Here is a 16285-nt window from a genome sequence, read left to right on the forward strand (position 1 = left end):
TCTTCCTGAGAGGGGATGTCTTTTTTATACAATACCGTTGATTATCAATCGGCAATTGTAGATCGATGGAAGAAATCGAGTGGGGCGTTCCGGCTGAAATCATCAGATCAGGAGACACCGAATATCAGGGAACATTGGCCGCCGGCCTGTTTGGCCGCGATGCACTCGTCCGGCGAATCCACGGGTTCCACCCGGTGAATGGCTATATCCGTGATCTCGAACAAATGCCGAATTTCACCCTGCCCTCCGTCGAACAGTTCGTGAAAAATTACATGCAGTCCTATGCCGCGATTACCACCGGACAGCCCGCCGGCTATTGTTGATCGAGAATTTCTGAAAACCTCGCCACAGCCGAGGCCGGTCCCTGCGGGTCACTCCAGACGGCGCCGCTGACCGCCAGAAAATCGGCGCCTGCCTTGATCAGCGGCCCGCAATTGTCCGGAGTAATGCCACCAATTGCGACGCAGGGGATTTCCATGACCCTGGACCACCATTCGAGTATATCGACATCGGGCTTGTGCGTGGTTTCCTTCGTTTGGGTTGGAAAAAACGCGCCAAAAGCCACATAGTTCGCTCCTGCCTCGCCAGCCTCCATGGCCAGATGCCGACTGTCATGACAGGTGATCCCGATCTGGACCTGGTCACCCAGCAGTTTGCGCGCATCCGCCAATGCCATGTCGCTCTGCCCGAGATGCACGCCATCCGCATCCAGCTTCTGCGCCAATTCCACATCATCATTGACCACGAAAGCGACATCATGTTCATCGCAAATGGCCTGGAGTGGCTGGGCCAAGGCCACTGCCTCTTCCAGAGCGACGTCCTTGACCCGAAACTGAAACGCCGCGACCGGACCTGCCGCCAGCGCGTTACGAAGCTGGTCTGGAAAACTTCCCGAAACGTCCGGTGGAGAAATCAGATAGAGCTGGCAAGGCGGTGCTTCGCTCACTTCCGGTCTCAGCTGATCGAGGCCCGATAAATCTGATCAATGGCGCCGCCGAGCACCGCGTCAAATTCCTCATCGGTTTGCGACACCCGGAGATCCTGCAGCAATCCGCGGCTGAAGCTGGCGATCATGCCATTGTTTTTGGAGAGCTCGATACAGGCATCATCGGTGGAATATCCGCCGGACAGGGCAACAAGCCGTACCACCTTGGGGTGATCAATCAGCGGCTTGTAGAGATTGGGTTCCACCGGGATAGACAATTTCAGCATCACGCGCTGATCATCATCCAGCGCATCAAGATGTTTGGTCAGTTCGCCGAGCAACAGGCGATCACATTCAGCCCGCTCGTCGCTTTTGATATTCACTTCGGGCTCGATCATCGGCACGAGACCGTGTCCGAGGATCTGTTTGCCGAATGCAAATTGTTGCTCGACATTGGCGGCAATGCCTTCCGCATTGGCCTTGTTGATCACCGACCGCATTTTCGTTCCGAACATGCCTTTGGCGACAGCGGCCTTGCACTGGTCATCAAGATCCGGGATCGGCTTCATCAGCTGGACACCGTTCTCTTCGTCCGCCAGTCCCTTGTCGACCTTGAGAAACGGAACCACGCCGCGCTCCCAAAGAAGTGCAGGAACCGGTTTGCCATCCGCCTGTCCGTTCATTGTCTTCTCGAACAGGATGGCGCCGATTACCTTGCCGCTGCCAAATGACGGTGCGGTAATGATCCGGCTGCGCATCTTGTGGATCAGGCCGAACATTTCGTCGTCATTGGAAAAGGCATCCTCGCCGATTCCATATCCTGCCAGCGCCTTGGGCGTGGATCCGCCGCTCTGGTCCAGCGCGGCAATAAAGCCTGCGCCATTCTCGATTTTGTCCATCATCTCTGCATTGGGCATGAATTTTGTCCTTGGTTGAAAAGTCAAATCCGGGTTTTGTTACTGTTTGGTCTCGTTATCTTTGCAGCGCCGCAACACCAGGCAATTCCTTGCCTTCCATCCATTCCAGGAAGGCGCCGCCGGCCGTGGAAACAAAGCTGAACTCGTCTCCAACACCGGCATGATTCAGCGCCGCGACCGTATCACCTCCGCCGGCAACGGAGAGCAGCTGGCCTTCCTTGGTCAGCGCAGCGGCCGTCTGCGCCAGAGCAACGGTAGCCGCATCAAATGGCGGCGTCTCGAATGCACCGAGCGGTCCGTTCCATACCAGCGTCTTGCAGGTCTTGAGCACATCGGACAGCGCCTCAACCGCGGCCGGGCCGATATCAAGGATCATCTCGTCTTCTGCAACTTCGTGCACATTCACGGTGCGGGTTGGCGGATTCGGAGCGAACTCCTTTGCCACGACCACGTCATAAGGCAGGTGGACCGTGCAATCGGCCCTGTCCGCGGCTTCCAGTATTTCGTTGGCGGTATCGGTCAGGTCATGCTCGCACAGCGACTTGCCGACAGCCACGCCGCGTGCGGCCAGGAAAGTATTGGCCATGCCGCCCCCGATGATCAGGTGATCGACCTTTTCCACCATTTGCCGGAGGACGTCGAGCTTGCTGGAAACCTTTGCGCCGCCGACGACTGCAGCCACCGGATGTTCCGGAGCGCCCAGTGCCTTGTCCAGCGCCGTCAGCTCCCGTTCCATCGACCGTCCGGCATAGGATGGCAGATGTTCGGCAATTCCTGCTGTTGTGACATGCGCCCGATGGGCGGCGGAAAAGGCATCATTGACGTAGAGATCGCCAAAGGAAGCAATGGCTTTCGCCATGCCGGGATCATTTTTCTCTTCACCGGGCGCGAAACGGCTGTTTTCGACCACCATGATGCTGCCTTCGGGCAATTCGGCGATCGCCTCCGGGCTGGGACGCTCCATGAAACCGACCTCGCGTCCGAGCACATCCGCCAGAGGTTTGACGACGGGCTGCAACGAAAATTCCGGGCGATATTCGCCTTTCGGACGCCCGAAATGCGCCAGAAGCAGGACCCGGGCGCCCTTGTCGGCCAGTTCGGTTACCGTCGGCACCACGGCCTGCAGCCGCGTGTCATCGGTGACTTTGCCGTCGGCCATCGGCACGTTGAGATCCACCCGGACAAGGGCTGTCTGCCCGGCCAGCTGGCCGAGATCACTCAGTGTCTTGAAGCTGTTTGCCGCCATTGCGCGTCCTTTCGGATCAGAGCAGGCCCGCCATGACCTTGGCCGTATCGATCATCCGGTTGGAAAAGCCCCACTCATTGTCATACCAGCTGACGACACGCGCCAGCTTGCCTTCCATCACTGAGGTTTCGAGACTGTCGACCGAGCTGCTCGCAGGCTGATGGTTGAAATCGCTGGAAACCAGAGGCTTGTCTTCGAAGACCAGCACGCCTTTCATCGGACCTTCTGCTGCGGCCTTGAGCGCGGCATTGAGCTCCTCGGCCGTGGTATCACGGCTGGGCGTGAACACCAGATCAACAAGGCTGACATTTGGCGTGGGAACGCGAACCGAAGAACCGTCCAGCTTGCCGTTCAGTTCCGGCAGCACCAGACCCACGGCACGCGCCGCACCAGTGGTGGTCGGGATCATGTTCACGGCACCTGCCCGGGCCCGGCGCATGTCGCTGTGCATCTGATCGAGCATCCGCTGGTCATTGGTATAACTGTGGATCGTGGTCATGAACCCGCGCTCGATGCCGACCGTGTCGTTCAGGACCTTCGCTACCGGCGCCAGGCAATTTGTCGTACAAGATGCATTGGAAACAATGACATCCGATGACGTCAAGACATCGTGATTGACCCCATAAACGACGGTCTGGTCGACATTTTTCGCCGGAGCGGAAATGAGCACACGTTTTGCGCCGGCATCGATATGCGGTTGCGAAGCTTCCTTGGACTGGAAGAAGCCGGTGCACTCCAGAACGATGTCCACACCCATTTCGCCATGGGGCAGATCGCCAGGATTGCGTTCCGACGTCACGGCAATCTTTTTGCCATCGACCATGATATGATCACCATGCGCGCTCACTTCGCCCGGGAAGCGGCCGTGAACGCTGTCATAGGCGAAAAGCAGCGCATTTGCGTCCGCATCGGCAAGATCGTTGATCGCGACCAGTTCGAGATTGTCATCGTTCCGCTCGAGGATTGCCCGTGCCACCAGGCGTCCGATACGACCAAATCCGTTAATTGCTACTTTTGTCATGGAATTTCGTGCTCCTTTGATCAAATGCTCGGCTATTCAGCCAATTTTCTCTATTATCTGTGGTGTAATCGCATCGGCGGTCAGGCCGAAATGTTCAAAAAGATCGGCAATCGGTGCCGAAGCCCCGAAACTGTCAATTCCGAAGCGCAACCCGCCGAGACCCGTATACCGCTCCCAGCCATAGGTCGTTCCGGCTTCGATCGATACTCGCAATATTCCTGAGCCGCCGAGCAGTTCGTCCTTGTAGGCACTATCCTGGCTGTCAAACAGCTCCGTGCAGGGCATGGAAATGACATCAGCTCCATGTCCAGCGGCTTCCAGTTTGGCGGCAACATCAAGCGCGAGTGATACTTCCGACCCGGTTGCAATCAACGCAACCTTTTTGGTGCCTTCCGCCGCTTTCAAACGATAAGCGCCTTTTTCACAATGGTTTACATCGACGTCATGACGGACGGGCGGGAGGCCCTGCCGGGTCAGCGCCAGGGTGGAAGGGCCATTCTGGTTCTTGATGGCTAGTGCCCAGCACTCCGCTGTTTCGATGGCGTCCGCCGGCCGGAAAACCAGCATGTTGGGCATGGCCCGCAGGCTCTGCAAATGCTCGACGGGCTGATGGGTGGGCCCGTCTTCGCCCAGTCCGATACTGTCATGGGTCATGACATAGATGGAACGGGTGTTTTGAATCGCCGAAAGCCGCATGGCCCCGCGGCAATAGTCGGTAAACACGAGGAATGTGCCGCCATAGGGGATGATCCCGCCGTGGAGCGCCATGCCGTTCATCGCCGCAGCCATGCCAAATTCGCGAATACCATAGTAGATGTAGCGGCCCGAATAATCATCTTTTGTCAATGGTTTGGTGGAAGGTGTTTTGGTATTGTTTGAACCTGTCAGATCCGCACTTCCGCCCAGCATGTCCGGGAGGGCGGCGGTAATTGCACCAAGCGCCATTTCCGATGCTTTCCGGGTTGCCACCTTGGGTGGGTCCGCGGCCAGATCCGCCAGATAGGCTTGCATCGCGCTGCCATCAGGTAGTTCACCGGCCATGCGGCGTTGAAATTCGGCCTTTTCGGCATGGCCTTCCAGCCGCTCCTGCCAGCTTTTGTGCGCTTCCTGGCCCTTTTTGCCGAGTTCAAGCCAGGCAGCCTTGATATCGTCTGGCACCACAAAGGGCTCATGCTCCCAGCCCAGTGCCTCTCGCGTACCGGCGATTTCGTCGTCACCAAGCGGCGCACCGTGCGTGGCCGAGGTGCCCTGTTTGGTGGGCGCCCCATAGCCGATTATGGTCTTGCAGGCGACGAGAGAGGGCCGCGGATCATCCTGTGCTTCCACCAGTGCCCGCCGAATATCGTCGAAATCATGGCCATCGCAGGACACCACATGCCACCCGGACGCCCGGTAGCGGGCAGGAATATCCTCGCTGGTGGATAAATCGGTGCCGCCATCGATGGTGATATCATTATCATCCCACAAAACGTTCAGCCGTCCGAGCTGCAAATGGCCGGCAAGTCCCACAGCTTCGTGGTTTATGGCTTCCATCAGACATCCGTCACCGGCGATGACCCAGGTTTTGTGATCGACCAGCCCATCGTCAAATACCGCGTTCAGGTGGCGTTCGGCGATGGCCATGCCCACTGCCATGGCAAACCCTTGCCCCAGCGGCCCTGTGGTGGCTTCCACTCCGTCCAGCTTGAAGTTTTCGGGATGCCCGGCGCACGGCGACGAAAGCTGCCGAAAGTCCCGGATATCCTGCATGTTCGGGCGGTCATAGCCGGTCAGGTGCAGGAGTGAATATATCAACATCGACCCGTGACCAGCGGAAAGCACGAACCGGTCCCGATCCGCCCATTTTGGCGCGGCCGGATCAAATTTGAGAAAATCCTTGAACAAGACCGTAGCCACATCCGCCATACCCATTGGCATGCCCGGATGTCCGCTTTTTGCTGCCTGTACCGCATCCATTGACAACGCACGAATGGCATTTGCCATCATTTTCTCGGAAACGGTCATGATTTCTTGGATCCCCCGACAGCAAATCTGGTGAACGGGCGGTCGAATTGACGGTCCGATTCGGAAATTTGCCACCTCCTTTGATGGCCTAAGTTCCCGGCGTCAAGTAGCGGGTCCGTTCGTCTGCAAAATGGCACATGTTTACAACTTGCGGGGCATCTCCTGTTTACGGATCAGTGCCTGCTTGGTACGGATGAAACAGACAAACTGACAAGTCGGGAACAAGTCATGGAAAATGAACGTGTGATCCTAGCAATCGGACGGATTGAGCGGGCGCTTTCGCGCATCGAGAATGCCCAGGTCACACCTCCGCAGATGCCTGTCGATGACGGGCTGGAGCAACGCCATGAAGCCCTGAAGCTGGAAATGCAGGAAGCAATACGGACGATTGACGGCCTGATTGCCAAACAGGAGAACTGATATGGGTCAGGTCAAGCTGGAGATTGGCGGACGCTCGTTCATGGTCACTTGCCAGGACGGCGAGGAAGCGCATTTGGGCAAACTGGCTGCCATGGTCAGCGAAAAAGCTGGAGAAGCCGGTGATCCTGCCGGTTTGACGGAAAGCCGGATGTTGCTGTTTACCTCGCTTTTGCTGGCAGATGAGCTGCATGCCCAGAAAAAGGCACCACCACCCGCTGCGCCCGCAAGTGCATCCTCGGGGCTGGCGGATGAAAAAACCGTCGCTGCGCTTGAAAAACTTGCGGAAAGAGCGGAATCCTTCGCAAATAGCCTTGAGCAGGCCACAGATAGCGCCTAGATAGTTCCCCGACGGGTACTGTCTTGCACGAGCTAGAAAGCGAACATCCCTGAGGCGATATCACAACATAGGGAGCCGTCCCTGCCCGGATTGCGGATTTTTAGGAAATCGGGTTCGATGCATATGGCGCCCACCTGACGTAATAGGCGTCAGAGGATTTTCCGGCAAACGACTCTGATGGTCCCGTCACTATTTCCTAGAAAGTGTTATATTTGAACGTGTTACAGGAAAATAAGAAGATTCTACGTGAAGAATATCGGCGACGCCGGGATGCGTTTGTCAGCCAACTGGACGCGCCGACACGCAATCTTGCCTTCCGGCGCCCTCCCTCACCACTCGCAGCGCTCCTGCAGCAGAACAATGATGTTGCCCTGTACAGTGCCATTGGTTCGGAAGCCCCCACATCGAGGCTGGCGGAATATCTGGCTGATGAAGGAAAAACCTTTGCTTTTCCGGTTGCTACACCGAATGCACCGCTGATTTTCAGACGCGTCCCTGCCATGGACATGCTGGTTTCTGGTTACAAGGACATCCCCGAACCTGGTCCGGAATGCCAGCAGGTCGATCCCGATCTGATCATTGCGCCACTGGTAGCTTTCGACCGGTCTCTCAATCGGCTTGGTCAGGGTCAGGGACATTATGACCGGACGTTCGCAGAATATCCCGGTGCCACCCGTGTCGGGCTGGCCTGGTCAGTTCAGGAAACCGATTCTGTACCGGTTAACGATAACGATATCCGGTTGCATATGATTGTAACGGAAAGTGAAATAATTCAAGAGGTTAATCCGACGCCATGACAGCAGAAAATGGTAACAATTCCCCGGATTCTCCGAGTTGGCGGAAACCATTCGGCATGATTTTGATTCTGTTAATCATTCTGGTCTGGTGCGGGATCGTGGTCAGTCTCATGGACTGGATCGACACCCTGAATTTCTGGCTGCAGCTTCCGATATATCTGATCGCCGGAATAATCTGGATATTTCCGGTCAAGCCATTGCTTTTGTGGATGAATACCGGAAAGTTCCGGCTTTAAACCGCCAAAACCCTTTTTCAGGGAATGGCGCGAGTGACGAGACTTGAACTCGCGACCTCCGGCGTGACAGGCCGGCGCTCTAACCAACTGAGCTACACCCGCTAATGCTTCTGCATGAGCAGTAGAGCAGCGCAAGTAGAAGAGCGCTGCACGGCTGTCAACTCTGCTCTTGCAATGAAGGCAAGAAAATTTGGAAGACCTTCAATGTTTGGCAAAAATTCAAAGTCGCCGAACCTGGAACACCTCCGTCTGATCGGTCCCTTTCCCTCGTTTCCAAACGCTCTCATTCGAGAATCCGAATTTGCATCAGTTTGCAAACGTTACTTATTGTTACAGTTAAAATACCGTTAACCAGAAGCCAAAAAATCTCCCCATTCTGAACCTATATCCTTAGATTTCCGCCGTTTTCTGCCATGTTGGCGTCATCAAAAACGTGACGTCATCTTTACGAAATATTTGCCTTTGTCGGCCATAAAACCGTCATGAATTTTATGGAGGCATCCGTGACCAGTGGACTGATCCATCGGGCAAAAACAGGTTTTGCAGGTGGGAAGATCCTGTGTCTGGCAAGCGCTACGGCGTTGCTGGCGGCGATCTCCCCTGTGCAGGCAGCGGGGACGATTGCAGGCACCGACATCGTCAACGTTGCGCAGGCATCTTATGACGATGGCGGCGGCGGCACGATCACCGTGGACTCCAATCCCGTGACAATCACCGTGGATGAACTGCTGGACGTAACCGTCGTCTCCAGTGATACCGGTGACGTACCCGTCAGCCCCGGAGCAACCTCCCAGGTGCTGACATATCAGGTGACCAATACCGGTAACGGCACCGAGGCTTTCACGCTTTCTGCTGATACCGCGCGGACCGGCGACGATTTTGACACCGTCTTTGAGCAGATTGTCCTCGATACCAACGACAATGGCGTTTATGACCCCGGTGTCGACACCATCTACACGCCCGGTACCAATGATCCTTCACTGGCAGCTGATGAAAGTGTCACGGTTTTCGTACTTTCCGAAATTCCTGCGGCAGCAAATGATGCCGAACGGGCCGAAGTTGAACTGTCTGCCGTTGCCCTGACCGGCAGCGGAACGCCGGGCACCACCTTCACCGGTCAAGGTGACGGCGGCGGTGACGCGGTCGTTGGCTCTACCGGGGCGGATGCCGGAGACAGTGGCTTTTTTGTGGTCCAGGTCGCCGATGTCGCCCTGGTAAAAAGTGCTACAATTGTTGATCCGTTTGGTGGCACCGAAGCGGTCCCCGGAGCAACGATCACCTATCAGCTGGTCGCCACGACCTCAGGTACTGGCACGCTGAACAATCTCACCATTGCTGACGATATTCCCAATGACACCACCTACGTTACCGAGAGCATCACCCTCGAAGGTGGCGCTTTGACCGACAGCGATGCCGATGCTGATGAAGGGTCGTTTGATGGCTCCCAGATTGCCGTTGCGCTGGGCAACATCGCCGGTGGCCAGACCCGCACAATCACATTTCAAGTTACGATTGACTAGGAATAATCCATGAAATTCAATATTTTAAGGAAATTTTCGCTGATTTTGGCGCTCGTCTCGCCGGCCCCGTTGCTGGCAGCCAATGAGGTTGCCCTGTCGAGCGATGTTTTCGTCGAACGCAATGTGCAAAAGCCGGACGGCAAAACGGCAGTTGTCCTGGAACAGCCCACCCGGGTCATTCCGGGCGACAAGCTCGTTTTCGTCGTCAAATACAAAAATGTCGGCGATACGCCGGCGACCGATTTCTCTGTCACCAATCCGCTCCCCAAGGCGGTGGCGTTCAATGGAACGTCTGATGGCACCGAAATTGTCTCCGTTGACGGAGGCAAAAGCTGGGGACCGTTATCGGACCTCAAATTCACCCGTGAAAATGGCGAGGTTCGCCCCGCCCTCATGAGTGATGTCACCCATGTGAAATGGACGTTCAATCAATCACTTTCAGCGGGATCTGAAGGAAAATTGGTTTTTCGTGGGACCGTCAGGTGACCACAAACCGTATCGAATTGCCGCGGGGTTAAGGCAGTTCATTTTAAGTGAGACAGGAGATCAGTTATGACCAGTAAACTGAGATTTCTCGTGACCACAGGTACTATAAGTGCAGCAATGCTGGGTGCAAACCCGGCATTTGCCGCAGGAACCAGCGCCGGTGACACGATTACCAATAGCGTAAGCGTTGCTTACGAAGTCGGAGGCGTCGCCCAGACGGCGGAAACCGATTCAGACACGTTTACGGTTGACCGTAAACTGGATATGACAATCGCTGAAACTGATGGTGCTGCACGCCCCGTATTTCCGGGTCAGACCGCAGCAGATTCACCAGGCAACCCGCCAGCTTATCTGACCTTCACCGTCACCAACGATTCCAACGACGAAGTCGACTTTGCCCTGTCTGCTACCCAGCTGACAACCGGTACAGCGACACCGTTCAGCGGAACTGACGATTTTGATGTCAGCTCGCTGCAGATATTCGTGGATAGCAACGGCAATGGCGTTTATGATGCCGGTGTCGATACCGCGACCTTCATTGATGAACTTGGCGAAGACCTGTCGGTTGAAGTCTTCATCGTTGGCGATATTCCGGTTTCCGCAGTCAATGGCGATTCCAGCGGTATCACGCTGACCGCCTCCATTCGCCAGGGTAATGACGGCGTGACGGGCGGCGCAATTGGCGGCGCGTATAGCGACGACAGTGGTAGCGCAAACACCGAGGATGGCACCGTTAATGCGGCGAATATTGACAATGTTTTCGTCAATATCAGCGATTCCGCAACTGACAATTTCGTCATCGATTCCGCAAATATTGCGGTTGCAAAAACCAGCACGGTTCTGTGGGATCCGATCAACGGTAGCACCAATCCGAAGTCGATTCCGGGTGCTGTTGTGGAATATTGTATCGCTGTTACCAACAGTTCCACCACAACCGCAGCAACCAATGTTGCAATCACCGATAACATCTCGGCACTGGATGTTTCGTTCTACGGAACGACCATCCCGTCCGGACCGGCAACGATCCCGACGGCCAACGGGGTGATTTCGGCGACTGCCTGTGACGGAACCGGCACAAATGCTGACGCTTCCGGACTGGGCGAGTCCGGCGGAACCATCAGCGGCAACCTGGGCGACGTGGCTGCTAGCAGCACCGAAACCCTGCTGTTCCGCGTGACGGTTGACTAAAAGACAGGAACGCGGCGACTGATCGGGTAGTCCGGTCGGTCGCCGCGCCCCCTTTTTAGATGAAGCGGTTAACCAAAATCTTTAAGTCCCTTGGACTTGCACTGGCTGCAGGCAGTTTTGTCGCGCCTGTGTCCATGGTGGCCGCCCAAACGCAAACTCTTCCCCTGATATCCAATATTGCACAGGCAGAATGGGATGTCGGCGGCCAAAGATTGCAAAAACCTTCAAACCGCATAGATATCCAGGTCGTGCCACCCCCCGTGGTTCCACCGGAAATCAGCTTTTTCCATTTCGATGACCCTCCGGGTGCGGAACAATTGTCTCTACCGGGAACCATCTGTCGTGGTTCCGGTGGCGATATTCCTGTCCAGCTTATGGGCGTTTTTGCCGGTACGAGCACCGATCCGGCTTCGCTTGCGCCTACAACCCATATCAGGGCCGGCGAACCGCTGATTGTTTCAATCCTTGCCCCAAACAAGAATTTGAGCAGCGCTGCGCTGGACCGGTTTGATATTGTGCTGACCACTCCTACGGGAGATGTCGAAACGATCAGCGTCGGCGAAACGGCAGAGAATAGCGGCAGATTTGTGGGCATGATCAATACGGCCGCGATCCCGCCAACCCCGGTTCAGGGAGACTGCACCCTGTCAGTGCGTCCCGGAGATACGCTCGATGTGAGTGTTGACGAGTCCGGAGGCCTGCCGCTGGGCACGGTCGAACTGGGGATACTGATCGATCCGTTCGGCGAAACATTTGACAGCGGTGATGGCTCGCCGGTTTCCGGTACGCGGGTTACGCTCATTGATGTGGCAACGGGACAACCTGCCGATGTCTTTGGCGACGACGGCATGTCAATCTTCCCAAGTACGATCATATCCGGTGGAACCGTTACGGACAGTGGCGGCAACGTCTATGATTTTACCGACGGGTTCTACCGCTTCCCCTTTGCCCGTCCGGGACAATACCGGCTGCTGATCGAGCCCCCAGCCCCTTACACGGCTCCATCACAGGCAACGCCCGAACAATTGGCGGGATTCCGGCGGACTGACGGACAACCGTTCACGATCGCGGACGGATCCTATGGCGGCATCATAATCCTCAATGACCCGGCACCGGTGAGGATTGATATTCCACTCGACCGACCGGGCGTGCCGATACAGATAACCAAGACGGCTTCGACAACCGTCGCGGCACCTGGGGATGCTCTGCAGTACCGGATTACCGTCCAGAACACCGATCCGGTGCGAAATACGGGCACGGTGACCATTGAAGACCAGTTGCCGGTATCCATGCGGCTCCAGGTGGACACGATGCGCTATAATGGCGCACTGGTTACGCCTGTCGTTCAGCCCAACGGCCGAAATTTCTCTGTTTCGGTCCCCGCCCTGCCACCGGCGGGCACCGGAATATTGACCTATTTGACCGAAATCCGACAGGATGCACGTCCGGGCGACGCTATAAATACGGCACAGGCCCGCGACAATCGCGGAGCAGAAAGTGCCATCGTCGATGCATCGGTCCGCATCGAACGGGATGGCATATCCGAGAGATTTACCATCATCGGTCGAATTACCGATGGCGGATGCGACGTTGATCCCCGTGAAGCCAAGGGAATTGGCGGCGTTCGGGTCATGCTGCAGGACGGAACCTATACGGTTACCGATCCCGATGGCCGCTATCATTTCGAGGGTATCCGCCCAGGTCTGCATGTGGTCCAGGTGGATCCTTCGACCTTCCCGGCCGATCTCGCCCCGATCGACTGTGCGCAGAACACCCGTAGCGCGGGCAGCGATATCTCCCGTTTTGTGGAAGGCCGCGGCGGCGCGCTGAAACGCGCGGATTTCCGGGCGCACAAAGTCGCGGAGCGCGCTGTCAACCGTTTGCCGGAGTACCAGAAACCCGAAATATTGACCGATCCGCAAGCTGCCGGTGCCGAAACCGACTGGCTCGCAGGACAGGATCAGGGTGTGGACTGGGTGTTCCCGGCCGAGGACTACAACCCCCGTGTCAAATCGCTGCGTGTAGCCGTCAAGCATGGCCGAGGGCACAAGGTGGAGCTCACGGTCAACGGCAAAGCGGTCAATCCGCTGAATTTCGATGGCAAGGAAAAGAGCGCCGACGGGCAGATCGAGGTCAGCGTCTGGCGTGGACTGGATATCGAAACGCGGAAAAACCTGCTGGTCGCCAAAGTTACCGACAAATCCGGCCAGCTGATCAAGGAATTGCGCCGGGAAGTCCATTATTCGGCCAGCCCGCTCAACGCCGAACTGCTGAAGGACAAGTCCGTGCTTGTGGCAGATGGTGTGACCCGTCCGGTTATCGCGGTTCGCCTGACCGATCGCGATGGTCGTCCGGCGCATCATGGTGCTGTGGGCGATTTCAGCGTCCCTGCGCCTTATCTGCCCGCAATCGAGGTCGATGCACAGCAGGCCAACCAGCTATCCGGGCTCGAGCGCGGACGCCCGGTCTGGCGGGTCGAGGGCGACAACGGCATCGCCTATATCGAGCTCGCACCGACAACGGCTTCGGGTTCGCTGAGCATCACATTCCCGCTGCGTGACGGGGAAGTCACCCGCGAACAGCGCATTGAAACCTGGCTGGATCCCGGAGATCGCCCGTGGACCGTCGTCGGCTTTGCCGCTGGTACCGTCGGCTTCAATACGCTGGATGAGCGGCTGGAAGACCTTGTGGACGAAGATGACAATATCAACGTGGATGGCCGGGTGGCCCTCTACGCCAAGGGTCGTGTAACCGGAAAATGGCTGATGACCCTCGCCTATGACACGGACAAGGAAGAAGACGAAACCGATTTCGCCGGGATCATCGATCCGCGCCAATATTACACGGTTTATGCCGACCGCGCAGAGCAGCGCTATGATGCGGCATCCGTGCGCCGGCTCTATCTCAAGCTGGAGCGCCCGCAATTCTACGCGCTGTTCGGGGACTATGAAACCGGGATCAATGAACCGGAACTGGCACGCTATCAGCGGACCTTCAACGGCATCAAGGCCGAGTATCGCAATGAACAGGTCAGCGCCCTCGCCTTTGGCGCGGATGCTGCCAACCGTTTCCGCCGCGAAGAAATCCAGGGCAATGGCCTGTCGGGGCCCTATGCGCTCGCCAGCCGGGATATCCTCTCGAACAGTGAACGGATCACGCTGGAAACCCGTGATCGGTTGCGGTCCGACCGGATCCTGGATCGGCGTGAGCTGACCCGGCATATCGATTATGATATCGATTATCTGGCAGGCACATTGCGCTTCCGGGAGCCGATTCTGAGCCGTGGCAGCGGCTTTGACCCGCAGTTCATCATCGCCGAATATGAAGTTCTCGGCGTCGGCGGACGTGATCTCAACGGCGGTGGCCGGGCGACCTGGCAGACCGCCGACAAGAAGTTCAAACTGGGCACCACATTTGTTCATGACGAAGATGAGACGGTAAAAACCGATCTGCTGGGCGTTGATGTCCGCTACCGTCCGAGCCTCAAGACGGAATTCCGCGCCGAACTGGCTGCGACCGACAATCAGGCGAAAACGGTGGGGGCACTGACCGGAACGGCCAGTGCCGGCGACTCCGCAACAGCCTGGCTGATCGAAGCCGAACATCACGGGTCGACATTTGATGTGCTGGCCTATGTCCGGCGCCAGTCTGCCGGCTTTGGCCTCGGCCAGCTCAATTCCGTGGAAAGCGGGACCCGCAAGTTCGGTCTCGACACCCGGGTGCGGATTACCGACAAACTCTCGATCACCGCCACCGGTTATCAGGAGAATTTCCTGACTAGCGGCGCCCGGCGACGCGCGGGAACGGCGGAACTCGAATATCGCAGCCAGGAGACCGCCTTCCGTGCCGGACTGACTCATGCTGAGGATCGCTTGTCAGATGGCAGCGTCAATCGCTCGACCCTCGTACGGCTGGGCGCCACACAGAAACTGTTCGATGGCAAACTGGAACTCGATGCACAGACCGAATTCGCACTCGGCGGCGAGGATGAAAGCATCGACTTCCCGGCCCGGCACAGTCTGACGGCGCGTTACGCGATCACAGATTCGATCAAGCTGGTCGGAACCTATGAAATCGCGGATGGCGAGAATATCGATGCGCGGACTGCTCGCCTGGGTGTTGATGTTGCGCCCTGGGACGGGGCCCGGATCGTGGCCAGCGCCAATCAGCAGGAAATTACCGAATTCGGACCGCGGACTTTCGCCGCCTACGGCCTGACCCAGTCCATTCCGATTGATGAGAAATGGACCGTGGATTTCTCCCTCGACGGCAATGAGACGCTGGGTGGATTTGATCGCGCAGACGTCATAAGTCCCGCACAACCGGTTGCATCCGGCGGTTTTCTGGGCAGCGACGGCTCGCTGACCGAGGATTTTGTCGCGGTTACGGCCGGGGCAACTTTCCGGTCGAACGACTGGAGCTGGGTCAGCCGCGCAGAATATCGCGATGGAGATACCACCGAACGCTACGGTTTCACGTCCGCCGTTCTCAAGCAGATTGGGGAAGGCCAGGCTCTGGGTGCGGTTGGCAGCATTTTCCACGCGGAAGATGACAATGGAGTCAGTACCCGGGTGATCGAGGCCGAGGCCAGCTGGGCGCATCGTCCGGCCGACAGCCAGTGGTCCTGGTTGCAAAAACTCGAATTTCGCGAAGACAAGGTCCGCAATGCCACCGCTGGCCAGTCCGGCCCGATTGGCGGCGCGCCGCTGCTTGTCAACGGCAACGTAACTTCGCGCAGGATTATCAACAGTTTAAGCGTCAATTATACGCCGATTGACGCGGATGACGGAATTTTCACCGAGGCGGGCGAATATAGTGTCTTTTGGGGAAGCCGCTACGTGTTCGACCGGTTCGGGGAAGATGATGTCGAAGGCTGGAGCAATGTGATCGGAGCGGACGTCAAGTTCGACCTGTCCGATACCATTGATGTCGGCGGACAGGCGACCGCGCGCATAGGCAAGGACTTTGATACCATTGCCTATAGCGGGGGACCGAGTGTGGGGATTACACCGTTTAAAAACGGCTATATTTCCGTCGGTTACAATGTGGTGGGATTTGAGGATCGGGACTTTGAAGAAAGTCGCTACACCAGAGATGGTCCGTTCATCACCTTCCGCCTGAAATTCGACCAGGAAACCTTCAGCAGTTTGGGGCTGTAGCAAGGCAAAAGGTCAAATCTTCGCTGCCT

Annotated in this window: 14 protein-coding genes and 1 tRNA gene; 9 read left to right on the forward strand and 6 right to left on the reverse strand. The window is 57.0% G+C overall.

The window, feature by feature from the left end; translation table 11 throughout:
- The first annotated feature begins 65 nt into the window (after window positions 1–65).
- Window positions 66–323 (forward strand): hypothetical protein, encoded by a 258-nt coding sequence (locus tag BUQ90_RS13265; RefSeq protein WP_074205644.1) that lies wholly within the window; start codon window positions 66–68, stop codon window positions 321–323.
- Here BUQ90_RS13265 and thiE read toward each other — a convergent pair.
- From thiE to tkt, 5 genes are read right to left on the reverse strand one after another with little or no spacing between them, the layout of a single operon-like run.
- A complete protein-coding gene (gene thiE / locus BUQ90_RS13270; protein WP_074205645.1) occupies window positions 314–946 on the reverse strand; it encodes a thiamine phosphate synthase in 633 nt (210 codons plus the stop codon). The two genes, BUQ90_RS13265 and thiE, sit on opposite strands and share 10 nt — an antisense overlap.
- Window positions 947–954: 8 nt before the next feature.
- On the reverse strand, window positions 955–1842 hold the full coding sequence (locus BUQ90_RS13275; protein WP_074205646.1) for a fructose bisphosphate aldolase: 888 nt from the start codon (window positions 1840–1842) through the stop codon (window positions 955–957).
- 55 nt (window positions 1843–1897) lie between these two features.
- On the reverse strand, window positions 1898–3088 hold the full coding sequence (locus BUQ90_RS13280) for a phosphoglycerate kinase (protein ID WP_074205647.1): 1191 nt from the start codon (window positions 3086–3088) through the stop codon (window positions 1898–1900).
- Between the two features lie 16 nt (window positions 3089–3104).
- Window positions 3105–4109, reverse strand: a complete 1005-nt coding sequence (gene gap / locus BUQ90_RS13285; protein WP_074205648.1) for a type I glyceraldehyde-3-phosphate dehydrogenase — start codon at window positions 4107–4109, stop codon at window positions 3105–3107.
- Between the two features lie 36 nt (window positions 4110–4145).
- Window positions 4146–6113 (reverse strand): transketolase, encoded by a 1968-nt coding sequence (gene tkt / locus BUQ90_RS13290; protein WP_074205649.1) that lies wholly within the window; start codon window positions 6111–6113, stop codon window positions 4146–4148.
- A 228-nt stretch (window positions 6114–6341) separates the two neighbouring features.
- On the opposite strand from tkt, the gene BUQ90_RS13295 reads away from it, so the two are divergent.
- The 4 genes from BUQ90_RS13295 to BUQ90_RS13310 all read left to right on the forward strand — a co-directional run bounded on the left by BUQ90_RS13295 (window position 6342) and on the right by BUQ90_RS13310 (window position 7903).
- Window positions 6342–6533, forward strand: a complete 192-nt coding sequence (locus BUQ90_RS13295; RefSeq protein ID WP_074205650.1) for a hypothetical protein — start codon at window positions 6342–6344, stop codon at window positions 6531–6533.
- Window position 6534: 1 nt separating this feature from the next.
- The gene (locus BUQ90_RS13300) at window positions 6535–6870 is read left to right on the forward strand and encodes a cell division protein ZapA (RefSeq protein WP_074205651.1); all 336 of its coding nucleotides are present in this window, start codon (window positions 6535–6537) and stop codon (window positions 6868–6870) included.
- 218 nt (window positions 6871–7088) lie between these two features.
- Window positions 7089–7667, forward strand: coding sequence for a 5-formyltetrahydrofolate cyclo-ligase (locus tag BUQ90_RS13305; RefSeq protein ID WP_159437110.1), 579 nt, complete (start codon window positions 7089–7091; stop codon window positions 7665–7667).
- A complete protein-coding gene (locus tag BUQ90_RS13310) occupies window positions 7664–7903 on the forward strand; it encodes a DUF2842 domain-containing protein (protein WP_074205652.1) in 240 nt (79 codons plus the stop codon). Before BUQ90_RS13305 ends, BUQ90_RS13310 begins: the two co-directional genes overlap by 4 nt.
- 25 nt (window positions 7904–7928) lie before the next feature.
- On the opposite strand, the gene BUQ90_RS13315 is transcribed toward BUQ90_RS13310, so the two are convergent.
- Window positions 7929–8005 (reverse strand) — tRNA-Asp (locus tag BUQ90_RS13315).
- 401 nt (window positions 8006–8406) lie between these two features.
- Here BUQ90_RS13315 and BUQ90_RS13320 point away from each other — a divergent pair.
- The 4 genes from BUQ90_RS13320 to BUQ90_RS13335 all read left to right on the forward strand — a co-directional run bounded on the left by BUQ90_RS13320 (window position 8407) and on the right by BUQ90_RS13335 (window position 16256).
- A complete protein-coding gene (locus BUQ90_RS13320; protein ID WP_239447434.1) occupies window positions 8407–9423 on the forward strand; it encodes a DUF7927 domain-containing protein in 1017 nt (338 codons plus the stop codon).
- A gap of 9 nt (window positions 9424–9432) precedes the next feature.
- Complete coding sequence (locus BUQ90_RS13325) at window positions 9433–9909, forward strand: DUF11 domain-containing protein (RefSeq protein WP_074205653.1); 477 nt, start codon at window positions 9433–9435, stop codon at window positions 9907–9909.
- Window positions 9910–9975: 66 nt separating this feature from the next.
- Window positions 9976–11097 carry a DUF11 domain-containing protein gene (locus BUQ90_RS13330; protein WP_074205654.1) on the forward strand — a complete coding sequence of 374 codons (1122 nt, stop codon included), beginning with the start codon at window positions 9976–9978 and terminating at the stop codon, window positions 11095–11097.
- Window positions 11098–11309: 212 nt separating this feature from the next.
- Window positions 11310–16256, forward strand: a complete 4947-nt coding sequence (locus tag BUQ90_RS13335; protein WP_159437111.1) for a DUF11 domain-containing protein — start codon at window positions 11310–11312, stop codon at window positions 16254–16256.
- Window positions 16257–16285 lie beyond the last annotated feature (29 nt).

It is taken from the genome of Parasphingorhabdus marina DSM 22363, assembly GCF_900128895.1.
Taxonomy (GTDB): domain Bacteria; phylum Pseudomonadota; class Alphaproteobacteria; order Sphingomonadales; family Sphingomonadaceae; genus Parasphingorhabdus; species Parasphingorhabdus marina.